At 43.9% G+C, this 18,131-nt stretch carries 15 protein-coding genes, 1 pseudogene and 1 riboswitch; of the genes and pseudogenes, 6 read left to right on the top strand and 10 right to left on the bottom strand.

Going from position 1 to position 18,131, the window contains the following annotated elements; translation table 11 throughout:
• Positions 1-101: 101 nt before the first annotated feature.
• Positions 102-1,157: a hypothetical protein gene (locus SUN_RS06190; RefSeq protein ID WP_011980887.1), complete on the bottom strand. Its 1,056-nt coding sequence runs from the start codon at positions 1,155-1,157 to the stop codon at positions 102-104.
• A 151-nt stretch (positions 1,158-1,308) separates the two neighbouring features.
• Here SUN_RS06190 and SUN_RS06185 point away from each other — a divergent pair, with 151 nt between their 5' ends.
• A complete protein-coding gene (locus tag SUN_RS06185) occupies positions 1,309-2,130 on the top strand; it encodes a thiamine-phosphate kinase (protein WP_011980886.1) in 822 nt (273 codons plus the stop codon).
• 5 nt (positions 2,131-2,135) lie between these two features.
• On the opposite strand, the gene SUN_RS06180 is transcribed toward SUN_RS06185, so the two are convergent.
• The 4 genes from SUN_RS06180 to SUN_RS06165 all read right to left on the bottom strand — a co-directional run bounded on the left by SUN_RS06180 (position 2,136) and on the right by SUN_RS06165 (position 5,689).
• Positions 2,136-2,741 (bottom strand): 3-methyladenine DNA glycosylase, encoded by a 606-nt coding sequence (locus SUN_RS06180; RefSeq protein ID WP_198407656.1) that lies wholly within the window; start codon positions 2,739-2,741, stop codon positions 2,136-2,138.
• Between the two features lie 47 nt (positions 2,742-2,788).
• Complete coding sequence (locus tag SUN_RS06175; RefSeq protein WP_011980884.1) at positions 2,789-4,225, bottom strand: FAD-dependent oxidoreductase; 1,437 nt, start codon at positions 4,223-4,225, stop codon at positions 2,789-2,791.
• Between the two features lie 10 nt (positions 4,226-4,235).
• A complete protein-coding gene (locus tag SUN_RS06170) occupies positions 4,236-4,913 on the bottom strand; it encodes a phosphoglycolate phosphatase (RefSeq protein ID WP_011980883.1) in 678 nt (225 codons plus the stop codon).
• Between the two features lie 305 nt (positions 4,914-5,218).
• Positions 5,219-5,689 (bottom strand): host attachment protein, encoded by a 471-nt coding sequence (locus SUN_RS06165; protein ID WP_011980882.1) that lies wholly within the window; start codon positions 5,687-5,689, stop codon positions 5,219-5,221.
• A 157-nt stretch (positions 5,690-5,846) separates the two neighbouring features.
• Here SUN_RS06165 and truD point away from each other — a divergent pair, with 157 nt between their 5' ends.
• Both truD and SUN_RS13025 read left to right on the top strand, forming a co-directional pair.
• A complete protein-coding gene (gene truD / locus SUN_RS06160; RefSeq protein WP_011980881.1) occupies positions 5,847-6,914 on the top strand; it encodes a tRNA pseudouridine(13) synthase TruD in 1,068 nt (355 codons plus the stop codon).
• 88 nt (positions 6,915-7,002) lie between these two features.
• Positions 7,003-10,674 (top strand): bifunctional diguanylate cyclase/phosphodiesterase, encoded by a 3,672-nt coding sequence (locus SUN_RS13025; RefSeq protein ID WP_011980880.1) that lies wholly within the window; start codon positions 7,003-7,005, stop codon positions 10,672-10,674.
• A 2-nt stretch (positions 10,675-10,676) separates the two neighbouring features.
• On the opposite strand, the gene SUN_RS06150 is transcribed toward SUN_RS13025, so the two are convergent.
• A complete protein-coding gene (locus tag SUN_RS06150) occupies positions 10,677-11,150 on the bottom strand; it encodes a CYTH domain-containing protein (RefSeq protein WP_011980879.1) in 474 nt (157 codons plus the stop codon).
• Positions 11,151-11,155: 5 nt separating this feature from the next.
• On the bottom strand, positions 11,156-12,424 hold the full coding sequence (gene murA / locus SUN_RS06145) for a UDP-N-acetylglucosamine 1-carboxyvinyltransferase (RefSeq protein ID WP_011980878.1): 1,269 nt from the start codon (positions 12,422-12,424) through the stop codon (positions 11,156-11,158).
• 180 nt (positions 12,425-12,604) lie between these two features.
• A riboswitch (cyclic di-GMP riboswitch) is annotated at positions 12,605-12,679 on the top strand.
• Between the two features lie 30 nt (positions 12,680-12,709).
• Between murA and SUN_RS06140 the strand changes: the two genes are divergently transcribed.
• The 3 genes from SUN_RS06140 to SUN_RS06130 all read left to right on the top strand — a co-directional run bounded on the left by SUN_RS06140 (position 12,710) and on the right by SUN_RS06130 (position 15,768).
• Complete coding sequence (locus tag SUN_RS06140; RefSeq protein WP_011980877.1) at positions 12,710-13,273, top strand: hypothetical protein; 564 nt, start codon at positions 12,710-12,712, stop codon at positions 13,271-13,273.
• An 86-nt stretch (positions 13,274-13,359) separates the two neighbouring features.
• Entirely contained in the window at positions 13,360-13,698 is a 339-nt protein-coding gene (locus SUN_RS06135; RefSeq protein ID WP_011980876.1) for a hypothetical protein, read from the top strand.
• Positions 13,699-15,768, top strand: a complete 2,070-nt coding sequence (locus SUN_RS06130; RefSeq protein WP_011980875.1) for an ATP-dependent helicase — start codon at positions 13,699-13,701, stop codon at positions 15,766-15,768. It begins immediately after the preceding gene.
• 150 nt (positions 15,769-15,918) lie between these two features.
• Here SUN_RS06130 and SUN_RS06125 read toward each other — a convergent pair whose 3' ends face one another.
• The 3 genes and pseudogenes from SUN_RS06125 to SUN_RS13770 form a co-directional block, all read right to left on the bottom strand.
• Positions 15,919-16,920 (bottom strand): sensor histidine kinase, encoded by a 1,002-nt coding sequence (locus tag SUN_RS06125; protein ID WP_011980874.1) that lies wholly within the window; start codon positions 16,918-16,920, stop codon positions 15,919-15,921.
• Positions 16,910-17,593 (bottom strand): response regulator transcription factor, encoded by a 684-nt coding sequence (locus SUN_RS06120; protein WP_011980873.1) that lies wholly within the window; start codon positions 17,591-17,593, stop codon positions 16,910-16,912. The genes SUN_RS06125 and SUN_RS06120 overlap by 11 nt, the downstream gene beginning before the upstream one ends.
• Before the next feature lie 7 nt (positions 17,594-17,600).
• A pseudogene (locus SUN_RS13770) lies at positions 17,601-18,029 on the bottom strand (cytochrome P460 family protein).
• Positions 18,030-18,131 lie beyond the last annotated feature (102 nt).

Genomic DNA, 18,131 nt, shown 5'->3' with positions numbered 1-18,131 from the left:
CTAATTAATATGGCGGGAGAATAGGATAATAGAATAGAAGGATGTTACGGTTTTTCATCTGATGCATTACATTATTTAATGTAATGCATCAGACATTTTTATCAAGCGGCTACTGATTCGTTCATAGTAAGAAAGTCTTCAGTGGTGATCAGCGTCAGTTCTATGTCTCTACCCATAGTCCTTGCAATGGCGGAAAGGTTCTTTTTGAACATCTCATAGGCAGCGGCATTTTCCACGACCAGAATGTCCGCTCCGCAGTCGAGGGCATCGAGCAGTGTAATGCCCGCTTTTTTGAATGCAAGCGCTTTGCGGTCTTCAAGCAGTGCCAGTCCGCAGAGTTTATGAGCTCTGGCAAATGTAGTCATGGTCGCACCCAGCGCGGCGATCTTTTTTGCGACGGCTTCTGAGTTGTCATTTCCGCCACCATAATAGTAGGCGATCTCTTTACCTTCGGTCTCGATAAGTACGACAGATGCTTTTTTGGTTTCAGGCTTTTTGATGAATTTTGCGGTCATTTTATCTATCAATCCCGGTTCGGTCTTTTTGGGTGGTTTGACCATCAGCTTGAGCGCCTCGATGGCATCCGTATGATCCTGTGCCCTGAAGAGGTTGTTCTCGTATTCGCATTCGAACAGGCCGCTGTGGGCAGTGGAGATCGTATGCAGGATCACTTCGGCATGTTCGCTCTCTTCGGCAATGAGCCTGTGTGCCAGCACAAGTACGGCATCCCCGATGTAGTCATGGTCGAACTTCTCTGTTTCAGAAGCGTAATGCAGGGCGTAAAGTGTCTTATAGTACTCCAGGTCTTCTTCTGAGGCATACGGGGCAAGCAACTCATAGGATTGCATGAAGTCATCGTCATTTATGATCAGCCCGTTGTTGGAGCGGTAGGCATTGACAGGATCGATCTGAAGCGCGGTACCGAGTCTCTCCACCACCTCTTTCATGGGCTGCTCACCCTCTACGACAAGATCGTTGATCCTGAAGACCAATTTCTCTTCAGGATAGGAAAAGTTCTCGTTCTGCGCTTTGATCTGCGCCAACATATCAACGGCTTTTGCCGCTTCATCCAAAGTGACCTTGAATTGTTTATAGTAAGGAAGATAATCCGTTTGTGCATTGAAAAAGAATGCTTTGATATTAAGTGTATATGACATAAGTTCGTTCCTTCTTGTTATCATTGGCTAGATTATAACTTACTTTTTCGTTCTCATTCCAAATTCAGACTCTTTTGGTGTTAAATCTGTAGAAGTATGTTACAATTTTGCCAAATAATCTGCAGAATGTTCTGTATATAAAGTATATAAAATGGATAAAGAGCACTATCTCATTCACAAACTGAGTTCCAAATATATCGGTGACGATGCCGCTGTGGTAGGGAATACACTCTACAGTATGGATGCCTTCTTTGAAGATACACACTACAAAAGAGCGTGGATGAGCATGACGCAGATAGGGAGGAAGGCCATGCTGGTAAATCTCTCGGATGCCATAGCGATGAACGCACAGCCCAAATACGCTTTGGTAACAGTCTCCCTGCCTCAGAATGTGAGCACGGAAGAGATAGACGCGTTGACGCAAAGCCTGGAGAACACGGCTGCCCAGTTCGGCTGTGAGATCATCGGTGGCGATACCGTTGCCGGAGACAAGCTTCACCTCTCCATCACCATCATTTCACAGAGTGATGATCCGCTTTTACGTAAGGGGTTGGAAGAGGGTGACCTGCTTGCCTATACCGGAACACTGGGTGAGTGCAAACGAGACCTGGACAGACTATTAAGCGGAGAGGCGATCGCAGAGAATTCATGCTTCTATGAACCGAAACTGAGAGCCGGTTTCGTCACGAAAGCAAGACCGTTCCTGAGTGCCGGGATGGATATCTCCGACGGTCTCTACTGCGATACGAACAAGTTGCTTGATATGAATAAATATGGATTCGAAATATTAAATAATATAAGCGATGAAATAGGCTTTAGTGGGGAAGAGTATGAAATGCTTGTCGGTTTCAATAAAGCGTATCTGGAGACATTGAAAAGAATTGCCGAAGTATCAGGAACGACACTGACAGTTTTTGCAGAAGTCGTTAAAAACAGTGAACGCTTTCCCTGTAAAAGCCATCACTTTCTATAGGGAATTTAGGCTTTCAGTTTCATCTTTTTGTTGTACTCCACGATCATGCCGTGAAAGCGGGCGAATATTAGGTTGATATCTTCTTTGGGGAACTGTTCTCTAATCCCTTCTTCCAGGAATGTTTTGTAGGAAGTGTAGTTTTGAAGTACAATACCATGCTCTCTAAGTACTCTTTGGGTGTAGCTGTCAACGACCATTTCATCCCGGAAGCAGGCATAGCATAGGATGCTGTCCGCCGTTTCGGGTCCGACACCTTTCTGCTTTAGAAGCCATTCCCGTGTCACTTCACTCTGAAAGCGTTCAAAAGTACGGAAATCTTCTGCTATGTTTCCGGCAAGTGTAAGCAGTCTTGGGGCTTTCTGGTTGTAGAACCCGCTTGGGTATATGTGTTCCTTGAGTTGCACTTCATCCAGCTTTAGAAGGCCTTCAAGTGTCAGGTGCCCTTCAAGATTTTTTAGAGACTTCTCCACATTCTTCCATGTCGTATTCTGCGTAAGAAGTGCGCCGACGACCACCTCGAAACTCCCTGCATTGGGCCACCAGTATCGTGGCCTGTGGGAAAGGAGCTCGAGGGACTCGAGTTTTTTGTAAAGTGTATAACTGTTTTTGATCATAGATCAGATCTCCACTTTTCTTTTGAAATCAGGTTGAACTCTGGTCACTTTGGATTTGTCCGTTTGGAGAGAGAGGCCGGGTATTGTCTTGCTTCTGCGATCTCCTCGGCATAGCTGGCTATCTCTGATTTCTTCAGGGTAGAGATGGCATGGTGATCCCTGCGATGTTGCGCCGAAGGCGGGAGGTATCCGAGCTTGACCAGATCTTTGGCGATCGCATCGGCCATATCTAGGGCGGAAGAGACTTTTACGATCTCGCAGCGGGCATACCTGGGTGCGGGGAAGGAAACTTCGGCCACACGCAGTGTCGGGTCATCTCCGGGGATCTGCTGTGCCCCGAACAGCGGTTTGGAACCTACTTTGGCTTCTGAGAATTCAGGAATGAACTGCGAGAGGTGTCTGATGGCACTTTGTGTTCTTTGTTTTGTCTCTTCAGGGCGCCATGATCTTTCGATCTTTTCAAGGAAGTCCTGTTTCAGGTGCGGCTGGCAGCTGAAAGCTGTATTGGCGACCAGTCCGTCTTCATAGAGCGTGATATCCTTTGTCATACCGTGAAGCTGGAAATAGCCGTCAGGATAAGGGGTGAATTGCCCCATGCCCCGTGGTGTCCCGCGTTCACCATGGAAGATGACCTCCGGCCAGAGGCTGTCGCAGCAGCTTTCCCAGCGGCTGATATAGGCAGCTTTGAATTCGACCATACGTTTGCATTCCACCCCTATGAGATCATCGATCTTCCCGGATCTGAAACCTGCCGCATTGATAAGGTAGTCAAAGTGCTCGTGTACAGCCCGGTCGTTCTGGATATAGATGATCTCCCAAGCCCCAGAACGGCAATCTTCCTGAATATTACTTACTATGGTCTCCAGTTTCAGGTCCACATTCTGCAAAGTTTCGAGTGCCAGGATCGCACCGGAAGCCATACGGAAAAGGTTAAGCCCGTATTCCTGTACCATAATGAGCGGGAACTGTACTTTGTCAAGGTCTATGTACCTGGCTACAGGGATCATCCATTCGTCACTGTTTGTTGGTATCGGTACGACAGGTTTTTGTCTGAGAGATTCCATCTGCTCACGGCTGTAGAGCCTGTAATAGGCTTCATTCTCTCCCAGTACCTTGTTTTTCGGGTCAGCCTCTATGAGCTTTTCATATTCTCCGACCAGGAGTTTCAGGCGTGGCAGCAGGGCATCCGGCGTTCCGTGATCTTCAACAGGAATGGCAATGACTGTCGGGCGGTAATCAACGATGAAAGGGTAGTAACGCAGAAAATCTACAGACTGTTTTAGAAGTGTGACACACTGGGCATCAGAGATCTCTCGGTAAAGATTCCCTCCCGCGTGCAGATGGCAGAAGGGAGGGCCGCTAATGAGACTTTTCTCCTTCTCAAACAGGGTAACGTCAAGTCCCAGCTGCCCAAGGTAAAGTGCCGCTGTTGCACCCGCAACACCGCCGCCTATGACGGCTATTCTACTTTTTTTCATCATACGCACATCCCTACATTAAAAAGTTTAAAATATCGGCAAAGTCATCCACGATGGCATCCGGTCCGTAGACAGCGATATCTTCACCATAATTGTAGCCGTAGGTCACACCGATACTCTGCATACCGGCAGTATTGGCTGCAAGAATGTCGTTTTTGGAGTCTCCGACCATAAGGGATTGTTCTACGCTTACTCCCAGTGTCTGACAGGTATGCAGAAGCGGTGCGGGGTCAGGTTTCTTTTGGGGCAGAGAGTCGCCGCCCAGGATCAGCTCAAAGAGGTCATCCAGACCCAGATTTTGCAGGATCGGACCAACGAAGGCAAAAGGTTTGTTGGTAATGACGGCAAGTCTGTAGCCGTTCTTCTTCAGGCTGCGGAGTGTCTCTTCCACATGAGGGTAGGTGACCGTACTTTCTGCCAGATGTTTTGCATAGAAGTCCAGAAAAAGGGCCATTGCCTTCTCGAACAGTACTTCATCCACCTCTTCGTCTGTTTCTCTTGTTCCCAGCAGGGCACGTTTGACCAGCATTTGGGCTCCGTTACCCACCCAGTACCGTACCGTATCCTCAGGGAAGGTCTTTCTGCCAAGTGCACTGAGCATTTCATTGACCGCAAGCGTCAGGTCAGGTACACTGTCTATAAGTGTACCGTCCAGGTCGAATAGTATGAGTTCTTTGTTATGAAGTTTCAAACGTTGTCCTGTATTATTTTTATTATTCACTGTGATTATACATATTTTTGGGGAAAAGTCAATCCGGTATATTCTACCCAAATCTCGAAATAGAATTCTTGTAATCTTTGCCATGCTCGTGTCCATGGGGTTTGTTTTCATGTTTGAGGCACACCCGTAGGTGCGGTGATGAATATGAAGCAAAGTTCATGGATGCGATGATGGTGAGGAGTGCTGAATTTCTATTTCGGGATTTGGGTTCTAATCGGGAAAAAGAGAAATGGTCTTGCCCAGCTATCTATCAGGACAAGACCGGGGAGGGCAGACTAGAATTGGTCCGGCAGTTCTGTTTTGTTTACTTTTATAAGATCTTTTTCTATTGTTTTGACCACTTTTGCCTTTGCGTCAGGAGATATACGCTCCACAATACGTTTGCAGACCATATCGGGTAGAGCAAGGTATGCTGGAGCACTCTTTTGAATAATGATATCCGAGATATCTTTAGCGAGTTCTCTCAACACATCTTCTTCGATTTCCTGTTCAATCGTATGCTTCTCTCCGATACTGCCCTGTGTGAATGTACCTCGTCCCTGACTTCCGCCTTTAAAGCGGCCTGCCTGATCAGTCAGCATTTCATGCAGTTTCTTGTGTGACTCACTGTAGCACTTTTCATCGACAAGATCAAGTTTCACATTTGTAGGTTTCAGTCCCGCTTCCGCTTCAAGGTCACGGGGCATTGCCTCATATACTTTAAGTTCACCAAGGTTAGCCAAAATAACAATGTTTCCTACTTTCATTTAACACCTCCTGTTTGGGAAATTCTTTTATACAGGTTGATTATACTTTTAAAAGATTAAGTTGTCAATTCTTTTTCCGTTGGGTTATTGGAGGTGCCCATATGTAACCACAATTCAGATAAAATAAATACTCATTACAATACCAGGACTGTGCCCAATGAAACTTATCTACCCTCTCAATATTAAGAACGACTTTGTCTTCAATTCTACTCCGCGTGATTTTACCGTTGAAGAGATACCTCTGTACGAATTTACAGGGGAGGGTGAGCATTTGGTTCTCAAAGTACGAAAAAAAGAGATGACTACCTGGGAAATGCTTGATGCAATCTCCAACCATGTCGGCATCAGAAGACGTGACATGGGCTATGCCGGTTTGAAAGACAAGCATGCCATGACCATTCAGTACATCTCCCTGCCGGCGAAGTTCGAAGAGAAACTGGATGCTTTCAGCCATGAAAAGATCAAGATACTCGATAAAGTACGTCATAACAATAAGATACGTGTAGGGCACCTCAAAGGTAACCGTTTCGAGATCCGTCTGAAAAAAGTACTCGGTGTGCAGAAGGATAAACTGGATTCTGTGCTGAAATGGATCAAGAGTCATGGGGTACCGAACTATTTCGGCAACCAGCGCTTCGGTACGGACGGGAATAACTGGGAAGACGGGAAAAAGCTGATAGAAGGGAAACTGAAGATCCGCGACAGAAAGACCAGAGAGTTCCTGATGGGATCGTATCAGAGTTATCTTTTCAACAGTTGGCTCTGCAGGCGAATGGAGCTCACACTCTTGCTACAGGAGTTCAGCGAAGCAGATACGGAGAAGCTGATGAATCTGCCTGAGGGTTCACTCAAAGGTAGCAAAGAACAAAAAAACTTTTTCAAGCTTGTTGAGGGTGACCTGATGATGCACTACCCGTACGGCAGGCTTTTTGAAGTGGAAGAGCTCAGCAAAGAGGCAGAACGGTTTGAAACAAAAGATATCGCGCCTACAGGCCTCATACCCGGTACAAGGGTAAAAAGGTCCGCTGCAACCGCAAGAATGCTGGAAGAATACTTCGATGAAGAGATCAAAATGAACGGGGCAAGACGCTACGCCTGGATACAGGTAACGGAGATCAAAAAGAATTATGTGGAAGAGAAAGCCCACTATGAACTCTCTTTTGTGCTTCCCAAAGGCTCGTATGCAACGAATGTATTGGATGTGCTTAGAGGTAACGCTTCCTGATTTCAAGCTGCCCGGAAGGGTAAACTATTGTGATTTGTTGTCTATTTGACTATAATATATTATTAAGATACACAATAAAAGTGAAGTGATGAGAACAGTCAATACCTACTATACAGACAAGCAACATTTTCAAGAGTTTGTCCTACAAGTGGATATTGCTGACAATGATCAACTCCTGATCCAAGTTTTCACCAGCTATACCGACAAAACCAAAATCGAGGTAATGACGAATGAGATCACCTCACTTTTCCCCCGTGCGGTCATTATAGGGGCAACAACCGACGGAGAGATCTGTTCGGGTAAAGTTACTACCCATACCCATGTCATTTCACTGACACAGTTTGAAGATACCGTCCTCTACCCTGTTTGCGTAGACGCTGACGGTAAGATGGATAGTCATGAGACAGGCCAGACACTGGCAGAGGCCGTTACTTCTCAAGAAGACAAAAAAGTACTCATTGCTTTTTTGGACGGTACCAAAAGCAATGGTGAAGAGTTTCTTAGAGGCATCGATGCAGTCTGTCCGGAACTGACTGTAGCAGGCGGAATGGCCGGGGACTATGCAGAGTTTAAAAACACTTATGTATTTACGGGAGAACAGATTATTTCACGCGGAGCCGTAGGAGTAGCGTTATCCAATCCGAAGCTGCATATCTATACAAAATACAATTTCAACTGGAAGCCAATTGGCAGAAGCCTTGTTGTAACGAAAGTCGATAGAAACCGTGTCTATACCATTGATGACATGTCGGCCTATGACGTATATAAAAAATATTTTGGTGAAGAAGTGGCCCAAAAACTGCCTGCCATTGGTATTGAATTTCCGCTGATCATTAAAAAAGGAGGTGACCTTACGGCCAGAGCAATTCTGTCGGTACATGAGGATGGTTCTCTCTCTTTTTCGGGGAACTTTCATCAGGGAGACACAGTCTATTTCGGCTACGGTGATGCCAAGATGCTTTTGGATCAGTCCGAACAGATTGGCCAGGATATTGTTTCCCAGCCTGTTGAATGCATCTTTATCTATTCATGTATGGCTAGAAGAAGATTCCTGCCCGAGTTGATTGAACAGGAAACAAAACCATTACAGAGTGTAGCGCCGGTATCGGGATTTTTCACCTATGGTGAATTTTTCTCCTTTTCAGGCAAAAAGGCGCTGCTTAATCAGACAATGACGATTTTGGGCCTCAGCGAATCATCTCATAAAACAGATAAAAAAATAGTGAAACAAAAAATTGTTTTGAATGAATATCAGGCATCAGCAAAAGCATTATCCCATTTCATAAATGTAAATATGCAGGAGGCTCAAAAGGAATTTCAGAAGCTTGAAGAAAAAACCAGGGTGATAGAAGCACAAAAAGAGGCCTTGCACAGAATACAGCAGATCGGACATTTTGGAAGCTGGGAAATAGACCTGAAACACAATACGGCACAATGGTCGAAAAGAAGTTATGATATCTACCAGCTGGATCCGGAAAACACACAGCCGACACTCGACACCTTCCTTTCACGGGTGGTTAAAAAAGACAGACATATTGCCTATGAGGGACTGAGAAGCCTTCAGGATGGAAAGGTCAAAAGTGTTTCGCTTCGTGTCAGACGTGAGGACGGAGAGATCATCACGGTGCTGATCAATGCCAAGATGCTCTTCGACAAGCAAGGGGAGCCGGACAGAATCGTTGGAACGACACTCGATATCACGGAACAGCTCAGGTTAAAACAGGAGAACAAAGAACTGGGCGACATCATAGAGTACGCCAGCGGTGAAGTACTGATCGTTGAGCTGGGCACATTCCGCTACCTGTACGCCAATGATGCGGCTATCCGGAAACTGGGTTATACCCGTGAAGAGATATGCAGACTTTCCATTCTGGATATCAACAGAGAGATCACCCATAAACAGCTTAGGGAATTTGAAAAAGAGATACGGGCCAATGGTACGGTACTTAACAGGACTGTCTACACAAAAAAGGATGATAGTAAATACCCAGTACAGACCTATGCACAGTACGGAAAATACCATAACAGGGATGCTATGATCATCTTCAACCTTGATATCAGCCATTTGGTAGCCATCGAAAAGAAAGAGATAGAACAGGCACAGATACTCGAACAGATACATGATGCGGTGATCTCAACTGACCTGGACAACAAAATTATTCACTGGAACCATGGGGCAACCGAGTTACTGGGGTATGATGCTTCTGAAATGATCGGGAGGAACATTGATATTCTCTATCCGGAGGATGAGCTTAAAAAGGCACAATGGATGAAAATGCAGACACTTCTGTACGGATCCTATCGAGACCAGATACGCAAACAGACTAAAGAGGGAAAGATGATCTATACGGATGTATCTGCTTCAGTTCTAAGAGATGAGAAAAAGAGGATCATTGGTATTACACGTTATTCACAGGATATTAGCCAAAAAAAAGAGATAGAACTGGAGTTGTTGGAACAGACCAAACAGCTTAACTTCCAGGCGTACCATGACCCGCTCACCCAGCTCCCAAACAGGACGCTCTTTAACGACAGGCTGGAGCAGACGATCACCTATGCGCATAGACATAATGAAAAGTTCGGGGTATTCTTCATTGATCTGGATAACTTCAAACTTATCAACGACACACTCGGGCACCATTTGGGAGATGAAGTACTGAAAATCGTTTCACACAGGTTTTCCAAGTGTATCAGGGAAGAAGATACGCTTTCGCGTCTGGGAGGGGATGAGTTTACCGTATTGGTACATGAGCTCAATACACCTGAATCTGCAGCAAAGATAGCTGGGAAGATGATGGGTTCACTCAAAGAGGAGGTCGTAGTAGAGGGGCAAACACTACATGTGACCGCCAGTATCGGTATCAGTCTTTACCCCAGGGATGCGGTCTACAAGAACGACCTGCTCAAATATGCCGACAGTGCCATGTACAAGGCCAAGGAAGTGGGCAGGAACAATTACCAGTTCTACTCATCCGAAATGACCAACCTGGCTATGGAAAAAGCCACGATGGAGAAGGAGTTACGCAAAGCAATAGCAAAGAACCAGCTGCGTGTCTATTATCAGCCACAGATCAATGCGCGTAACAGGAGTGTAGTCGGGCTAGAAGCGCTTGTACGATGGGAACATCCCGAAAAAGGGCTTATATTGCCTGATGCATTCATACCTTTGGCAGAAGAGACGGGTCTTATAAGGGAGATGGACTACTATGTCATGCATCAGGCCATGAGCGATATGGTCGAGTGGTATCATATAGGTCTTAACCCGGGCATACTCTCTTTGAACCTTCCTATTTCACAGCTAATGAAAGAAAACTTCTTCTACACACTGCAGAATACAATACTGAAAACCGGTTTCAAGGTCAAATGGCTGACGTTCGAAATAACGGAGACCCAGGTAATGCTCAACCCAAAGCACTCCATTAAAAAACTCTATATGCTCAACCAAATGGGGATCAAGATATCTATAGATGATTTTGGTACCGGTTATTCCTCTTTGGCCTATCTGAAGCGTCTACCCGTAGACAAGCTGAAGATAGACAAAACTTTTATTTTTGACTTACCGTACAATACCGAGGATTGTGCCATTACAAATGCTGTGATCGCACTGGCGGAGAGCCTGCATCTGGAGATCATAGCAGAAGGTGTGGAGCACAGGGATCAGGTACGTTACTTGTTGGAGAACGGCTGTTACATCATACAGGGCTACCATTATTCAAGACCCATCCCCAAGCAAGAAATGACCCAGTATCTGATGCGTTAGCGCTAGCTATCAGCCCACATGGAGTAGGGGTGATCGATAAGGTAGGCGTTTCTGTAGTGTGGATCGTAGGAGACTTCCTCTGTGACCCATGGAGGCTTTTGGAAGGTTTCGTGCTCAGCCTGCAGCTCTATTTCAGCAACGATCAGTCCTTCATTGTCCCCTTCGAAGATATCCAGTTCCCAGGTATGGTCACCATAGGGAATAAGATAACGTTTTTTTTTGATGTGAGAGGAAGTACAGAGCTCGGTAAGCATCATTTCTGCCTCTTCAACAGGTATGCCGTACTCGAACTCTGAGCGGGTCAAGCCTTTGGCTTTGCCTTTTAGGGTAAGAAATGCCCGGTCATCACTGATACGGATACGGACTGTGGCAGTACCGGCTGTAGGGATATAGCCCTGTTTAATGTGATGAGCGGTAGGAAGTTTGGGAAGTTTTGTGCTGTCAACAAGGAATTTTCGCTCTATCTCTTTTGGCATACGACTTACTTCTCTTCTTCTTTTCTGACGATATCCGCACCCAGCGCAGCCAGTTTGCCTTCCAGGTTGTCATAACCTCGGTCAAGGTGGTAGATACGACGGACATTGGTCGTTCCCTCGGCTACAAGCCCGGCAAGGACCAAAGCAGAACTGGCCCGCAGATCGGTCGCCATGACATCTGCACCATGAAGTTCTTTTACTCCTTTTACCGCAGCAACACTCCCCTTGAGCCAGATATCGGCACCCAGACGGTTCAATTCGCTTACATGCATGAATCGGTTCTCAAAAAGACGCTCCTCAATCAGGCTTTCCCCATCAGCCATAGCAGCAACAGCCATGAACTGTGCCTGCATATCGGTAGGAAATCCCGGATACTCTATCGTGATGAGATTGACAGGGTTGATAATATCTGTAGGATGAATGGTAATGCTGTCCTTAGCTATATCAAAGGTGAACCCCATACTTTCAAGTTTGTCAATAGAAGCGCGTATATGCTCCGCATTGACCTTGTTTAATGTAATCTCCGATTTTGTGATCGCACCGGCACAAAGGTAGGTCCCCGCTTCGATACGGTCGGGGATGATCTCTACGGTTTTAAATGCAAGCGGTATACCGTCCGTGCCTTCTATAGTGAGTTCATTGGTACCGATACCTTCTATCTTTACACCGGCATCAGCAATCATTTCACATAGTTGTACGATCTCAGGTTCTTTGGCCGCATTGATGATGATGGTCGTTCCTTTGGCAAGTGCGGCTGCCATAATGATGTTTTCCGTACCGCCTACCGTGATCTTGTCAAAAATGATCTTTGCACCGTGCAGTCCGTTGGGAGCGACAGCATGGACATAACCGCTTTCTATCGTAATCTTTGCACCCATGGCTTCCAGTGCTTTGAGATGCAGGTCAATAGGGCGCTGCCCGATGGCACACCCGCCGGGCAAGGAGACTTCACATTCACCAAAACGGGTGAGCAGGGGACCCAGTACCAGAATGGAGGCTCGCATCTGCGAGACGATCTCATAGACCGCTTTGGTCGAGGTGATGGATCCATTATTGATCTTTGCAACCGTTCCCTCATGTTCCACCACGCCGCCAAGCATGGTAAGCAGTTTGAGCAGTGTACGGATATCGACCACATTTGGCAAATTGGTGAGGGTTACATCTTTGTCACTCAGGATCGTTGCAGCGATCACAGGGAGCGCCGCATTTTTCGCACCGCTTATTGTCACGCTGCCACTCAGTTTTTTCCCGCCTTTTATCTCCAGATACTGCACTGTTCTCCACCTCTTTTTAATGTATAGGGATTCTATCAAAAGATTGGTTAAGAGTAGAAGAACAAATAGAATATTAAATAATATTATTATTTTCAGCTTTTCACATTAAAAAATAGAAAAATTTTGATATTATTCACTATGATTTAAAGTTAATATTATAAAATGTGCAGTACTATATTATCTAATATATGCCAAACCTGTTGCGAAACAGGGACGGAAAGCCACGGGTCTCATGAAGATAGCCGGGTTGCCAGACTTTGATTATTTAAAGAAAAGGGAACCGTGATGTCAAATAGTTTAGACAAACTTAAAGCACTTACCAGTCGTTTGGAAGAGGAGTTGTCACAGAAAGAAGCAGCTGCTGATGTCAGTACAGAGGAGAAAAGAGAACCCAAAGTATCACCCGTTCCCACACCTGCCAAAAAGAATGAAAAACCGGTTGAAAATATCAGCTTTGAGGGTGTCAGAGAAGAAAATATCGCGAGAGTCAAGGCTCTTTATGAAAAGCTGAAGATCTTTGAGAAATCTCCGAATTTTGATGATATCTTTATCTATAAAGCAATGAATCTATCCGGTATCGGTCTCAAAGAAGAAGATTTTGGAGAAGTACGAGAAGGAAAATATATCCAAATCATCGCTATTACCTACGAACCAGACAAGAATGGAAAGAAAAAAGCCAAAAACGTTTCACTCGGATATTTTGGAAAAGCGGAAACACTTGATCCTACACTCAAGAATGAGATCATTGAATTCGTACTACGATGGCGTTATGAAAAAGCTTTTCAGAACGTCGAACACTACAAAGACCTTATTGCCAGAGTAGAGACACCAAAAGAGACACTGTTTTAAATTTCGGTCTTTTTTCTTCTCTTTCCTAACCTCTTTTTTGCTACAATCTGATTCTTGACACACTATCTATATATATTAGGAAAAACATGCATCTCGAACTAACACCTGAAGCACTTTTGATTCAACTCGGCTATTCGCAGACCCCGCAGACACTTAATCAGATCAAAGATATCATCGCAAATACGGACGGTTTTGAAAAATTTTCTCCGCATCTCCCATCATTTAACGATGCACTTGCCGTGGAAAAAGGGTATATTGCTATGTCCAATTCGGAGAACTACCTTAAGATCAAATGTAACGAGGATAGTTCGGCAGACAACCTCAGTGCCTTCAACAAGATCGTCAACCACTGGGCGGATAAGTACAAACTGAACCTGAAAAAAGTCGACAACAAAAATACTTACTACATTCTCGGTCACATATAATTGCCACTCAGCACACTCAACGCTGAACAGCTCAGCGCTGCCACCGCATCTCTGGGACAAAATCTCATCATCGCCAGCGCCGGGACAGGGAAAACTTCAACCATCGTCGGGCGTATCGCCCATCTTCTAAATGAAGGCACGGACCCTTCGAAGATCCTTCTGCTGACCTTTACCAACAAAGCTGCAGGAGAGATGATCGCCCGTCTGGAGAGGTATTTCCCAAAAAAAGTCGTATCGCGTATCGAGTCAGGTACGTTTCATGCCGTCTCCTACCGATGGCTCAAAGAACTGCACCCCAACCTTGCGCTCAAACAGCCTTCAGAACTCAAAACACTTTTCAGGAGTATTTACGAAAAACGAAATTTTGAGCGAATGAACCTGCCTCTGGCGCCTTTTTCGGCCACCTACCTTTACGAGATGTATTCTCTGTACCAAAATGCCTCCCTTGAGGGATTCGATGAGTGGTTTTTGGAAAAGTACCCAGATCATGAAGTGATTATGGATGCCTATATGGACATTGTGCAGGAGTTTGAGAAGGAGAAGATCGATTACGGTTTTGCTTCGTTCAATGACCTGCTGCTGCGTATCAAAAGTCATCTTGAGGAGAACACCATACACTTTGAAGAGGTACTGGTAGATGAATACCAGGACACCAACACGCTTCAGGGAGCGCTCATCGATACACTCAAACCACGTTCGCTTTTTTGCGTCGGAGATTATGATCAGAGTATTTACGCCTTTAATGGTGCGAATATAGAAAATATCGCTACCTTTTCCAAGCGATACCCCGATGCCAATGTTTTTACACTCAAAACGAATTACCGCTCTACTGCCCCCATTCTTTCTCTTGCCAACAGGGTCATAGAGCGCAACGAACGCATTTACCCCAAAAAACTTGAAGTAGGGCGTCACGGAAAGACCCACCCGCCAAGACTGCTGATGTACAAAGACCTCTTTGAACAGTATCAGGCTATTGCACAGAGCATCAAGCATACCCATGTTCCCAATGACAACATTGCCGTGATCTTCCGCAACAACTCTTCTGCAGACGGGATAGAAGCGAGTCTTCGTGAAGTGGGAATACCGTGTAAACGAAAGGGTGGAACAAGTTTTTTCGATGCCAAAGAGATCAAATTTCTTCTCGATCTGCTCTCCCTGCTGGTCAACCCCAAGGATATGATGGCGTTCATACATGTTTTTGAATATGCATCAGGCGTGGGTTCCGCACTTTCCAAAGAGTTCTTTCAGTGTTTTCTTCATTTTGGGAACGGTAATTTCATGCAGGGGGTTCTCTACCCGGTTAATTCGGAACTTCCCAAGCTTAACCCCAACAAAAATGTTCAGCTCGGGCTCTTTGACGATGACCATGAGATCGGTTCAGCCACGCGTTTCAAACATCTCGATCTTCCTCACAGTGTTTACGGCCATCCTTTACTCAAGCACCCGAAGATCATTCAGGACGGTGTAAAGTTCTTCAATGATTTCTACAGACTGATGAATGAGATCAAATCCGAGAAGAATCCTGCCAAGATTCTCCGGACAGCCATTTCATCCAAACTCTACAGCGGGATCGTTGAAATGCTCTCGACACAGAGAGGGCGCCTGAAAACCGGAGAGGTGGACGAAGAGAAGAAGAAAGTGGCACGTGAACGCATTTTGCGTAAAGCCAACCTGCTGCTCGACCTTTCACGACAATACAAAGAATTGGGCCGATTCGTCAATGCCATGGTGCTGGGCGGCGGAGAGCTCAGTGAAGGGGAAGGGGTGAATCTGCTGACGGTACATGCCAGCAAAGGCCTGGAATTCCCGGAAGTTTATGTAGTCGATCTGGTGGACGGCCGTTTTCCCAATAGAAAGATGATGAGCAGCATTGAAGAAGAACGAAGGTTGTTCTATGTGGCCGTCACACGAGCAAAAGACAAACTCTACCTTTCTCTTGCCCAGTACGACAAAGTCAAGAAAATAGACTACAAACCTTCACAGTTCCTGCATGAGGCAGGGTTGATCAAAGGGGAGTTCGTTGAACCAGAGCCCAAAAAGAAGAGGGTGAAGAAAACGGCAGAAGTTTAATAAGGGCACCGTTAATAACAGACAATAGGTGGCAACTGACCCCCGTACTTCTGCTATCTCAATACGAGGTTTACGTGGCATATTCTTCTCCTTTAGATCCGATAAACTTTACAGACCTCTTTACTCTAAAATAAGGTGAATACAGTTGACTCATTGAGGTATTAAAGCTATTTTAAACCCATTCTTATACTTGGTATCACATGCTAAAGAATAATCATTTTTTTGTGCTAGATTTTTTGTTATTGCAAGTCCCAATCCAAAACCGCTTTTAAGGCGGTTTTTACTTTCATCCACTGTATAAAATGGTTGAAAAATTTTCTCACACTCTTTTGTCTCTATGCTTGTTCCTGTGTCTTGCACTATAAGGGAATTATTTTCTAAAGCAATAGTGATACTACCTTTAGTAGTAAACTTGATACTATTGTCAAGTAAATTTATGATAATCTTTTTCAAATCTGTTTTAGTAAATAGAATCTCATCTTCTTCTTTCATTGCATTTATCAAAGTGACACTTGCATCAGGCACAAGGAGTACAAATATTTCTTTATCTATAAATTCTTTGAGTTGTATCTTCTCTTTTTTTACAACACTTTTCATAGACCCAATAAATAAAAGTACGTCACTGAGCAGTTCATTCATATAGTGAGTCTCGTATTTAACTTTTTCTAAGACTAACGGTATATTTTCATTGGCTACCAAACCATCTTCTATAGCCTCTATATTCCCTTGTATAATAGTCAAAGGCGTTCGAAAATCATGAGCAAATGAGCGAACCATCCATGTCAGTTCACTATTTTTTTCTTTGAGCTCATTAATAGAGTTCTCCAGCTGTATGGAAACAGTGTTGAGTATTTTATTTATCTCAGTTATCTCATCTATATATTCATTTTTATCATAGAGAGTAAAATCTTCTTTAGATATTAAAATAAGTCTCTTTTGTATATCTGCAAATTTCTTGGAAAAATAACTTCCAATCAAATAACTCAACAAAGCAATTACAGGCAAAACGATACTAATAGTTATGACTATTTTTGAAAACATTTTCATACCGATAGGAACATCAATAATATAAAATGTCATAAAGGCGGTAAATATTGATATGATAAATCCTGCAATAATGTAGGAAATCAGTAGTAATTTTTTAATGCTCATTTATTATGTACCCTTGGCCATGAACTGTTTTAATGTATTCTACGGTATCGAATTTTTTTATCTTTTTCCGAATATGCGAAATATGTGAGTCAATTCCTCTACTGTCTATTTCACCTAAATTATTTTCATAAATCAGATATGACAACTCCTCTCTTGAAAAAAGTTTTTTCGGATTGTTTATAAGGGTAAAGAAAAGTAAATATTCACTAGGTGTAAACGCAAGACCACGACCATTTATTTTAATCTCTTTTTTTGCATCATCCAAGGAAAGGTTTTGTAGATTTATTGACTTTTGGGATATTAGAATGTTTTCTCTTCTAAAATATGACTCCACTTTTGCAAGCAACTCTTTGGTACTAAAAGGTTTTGTAATATAATCATCTGCACCGTATGCATATCCCTTGAGTTTAGTTTCTTCTTCATCAAGAGCACTCACTATAATTAAAAATGTTTGTGGTGAGAATTCTCTGAATTTTTTGCAAAGCGTAAGTCCGTCAACATGAGGAAGCATAATGTCAATAGTTGCCAGGTCGTATTTATCTGTACGTAATTTAGCAAGAGCTTCATTGCCATCTGTAGATATATCTACATCATACAAAGAGGTGTCAAATCTTTGTACAATCAAATCAGCAATGGCTTTTTCATCTTCGATGACAAGAAGTTTTTTTTTCATGTACTCTCTAAAATGTTTTTTGAAAGTGCGTAAAAAGATAATCATCACTTTTTACACTCGCATGGCATGCAATACAGCTTTGTGTACCTTTAGCCCAAGGCTTATAACCGTCTTTAGTTTTGACAAAACGGGCATAACCCCAGTGGTCTCCGTCATGATTAAACTTTTTACTGTTTTTTATCATCTATTCGACTCTTTGTATTTTATCTGATTCAAGTGCTCCCGGCCAAGTCGGCATTTTTTTCACACTCCATCCGATTTTTACAATTTTACTTCCATCAGGCATAATCTTAGTCTGATGTAAAAGAGCATTATAAGCAACTGGATTTGCTAAAACATATCGTATCTCATTTTTATCGGTTCTGAAATGGGTGGCAATAATTTTATAGTTTTGATACCCCTCAATTTCTTTGAAGGCCAATTTATTATTTGGCATTTTTAAATCTGGAACACCAGCATTGTTCGTTAAATAAACATCGGATTGTGCGAATAAGCCTGAAGCTAAAACTGTTGAGATTAGAACTTTTGTTATTGTTTT

This window comes from Sulfurovum sp. NBC37-1, assembly GCF_000010345.1.
In the GTDB taxonomy this organism is placed as follows: domain Bacteria; phylum Campylobacterota; class Campylobacteria; order Campylobacterales; family Sulfurovaceae; genus Sulfurovum.
This window is presented reverse-complemented; position numbering and strand designations above follow the sequence as displayed.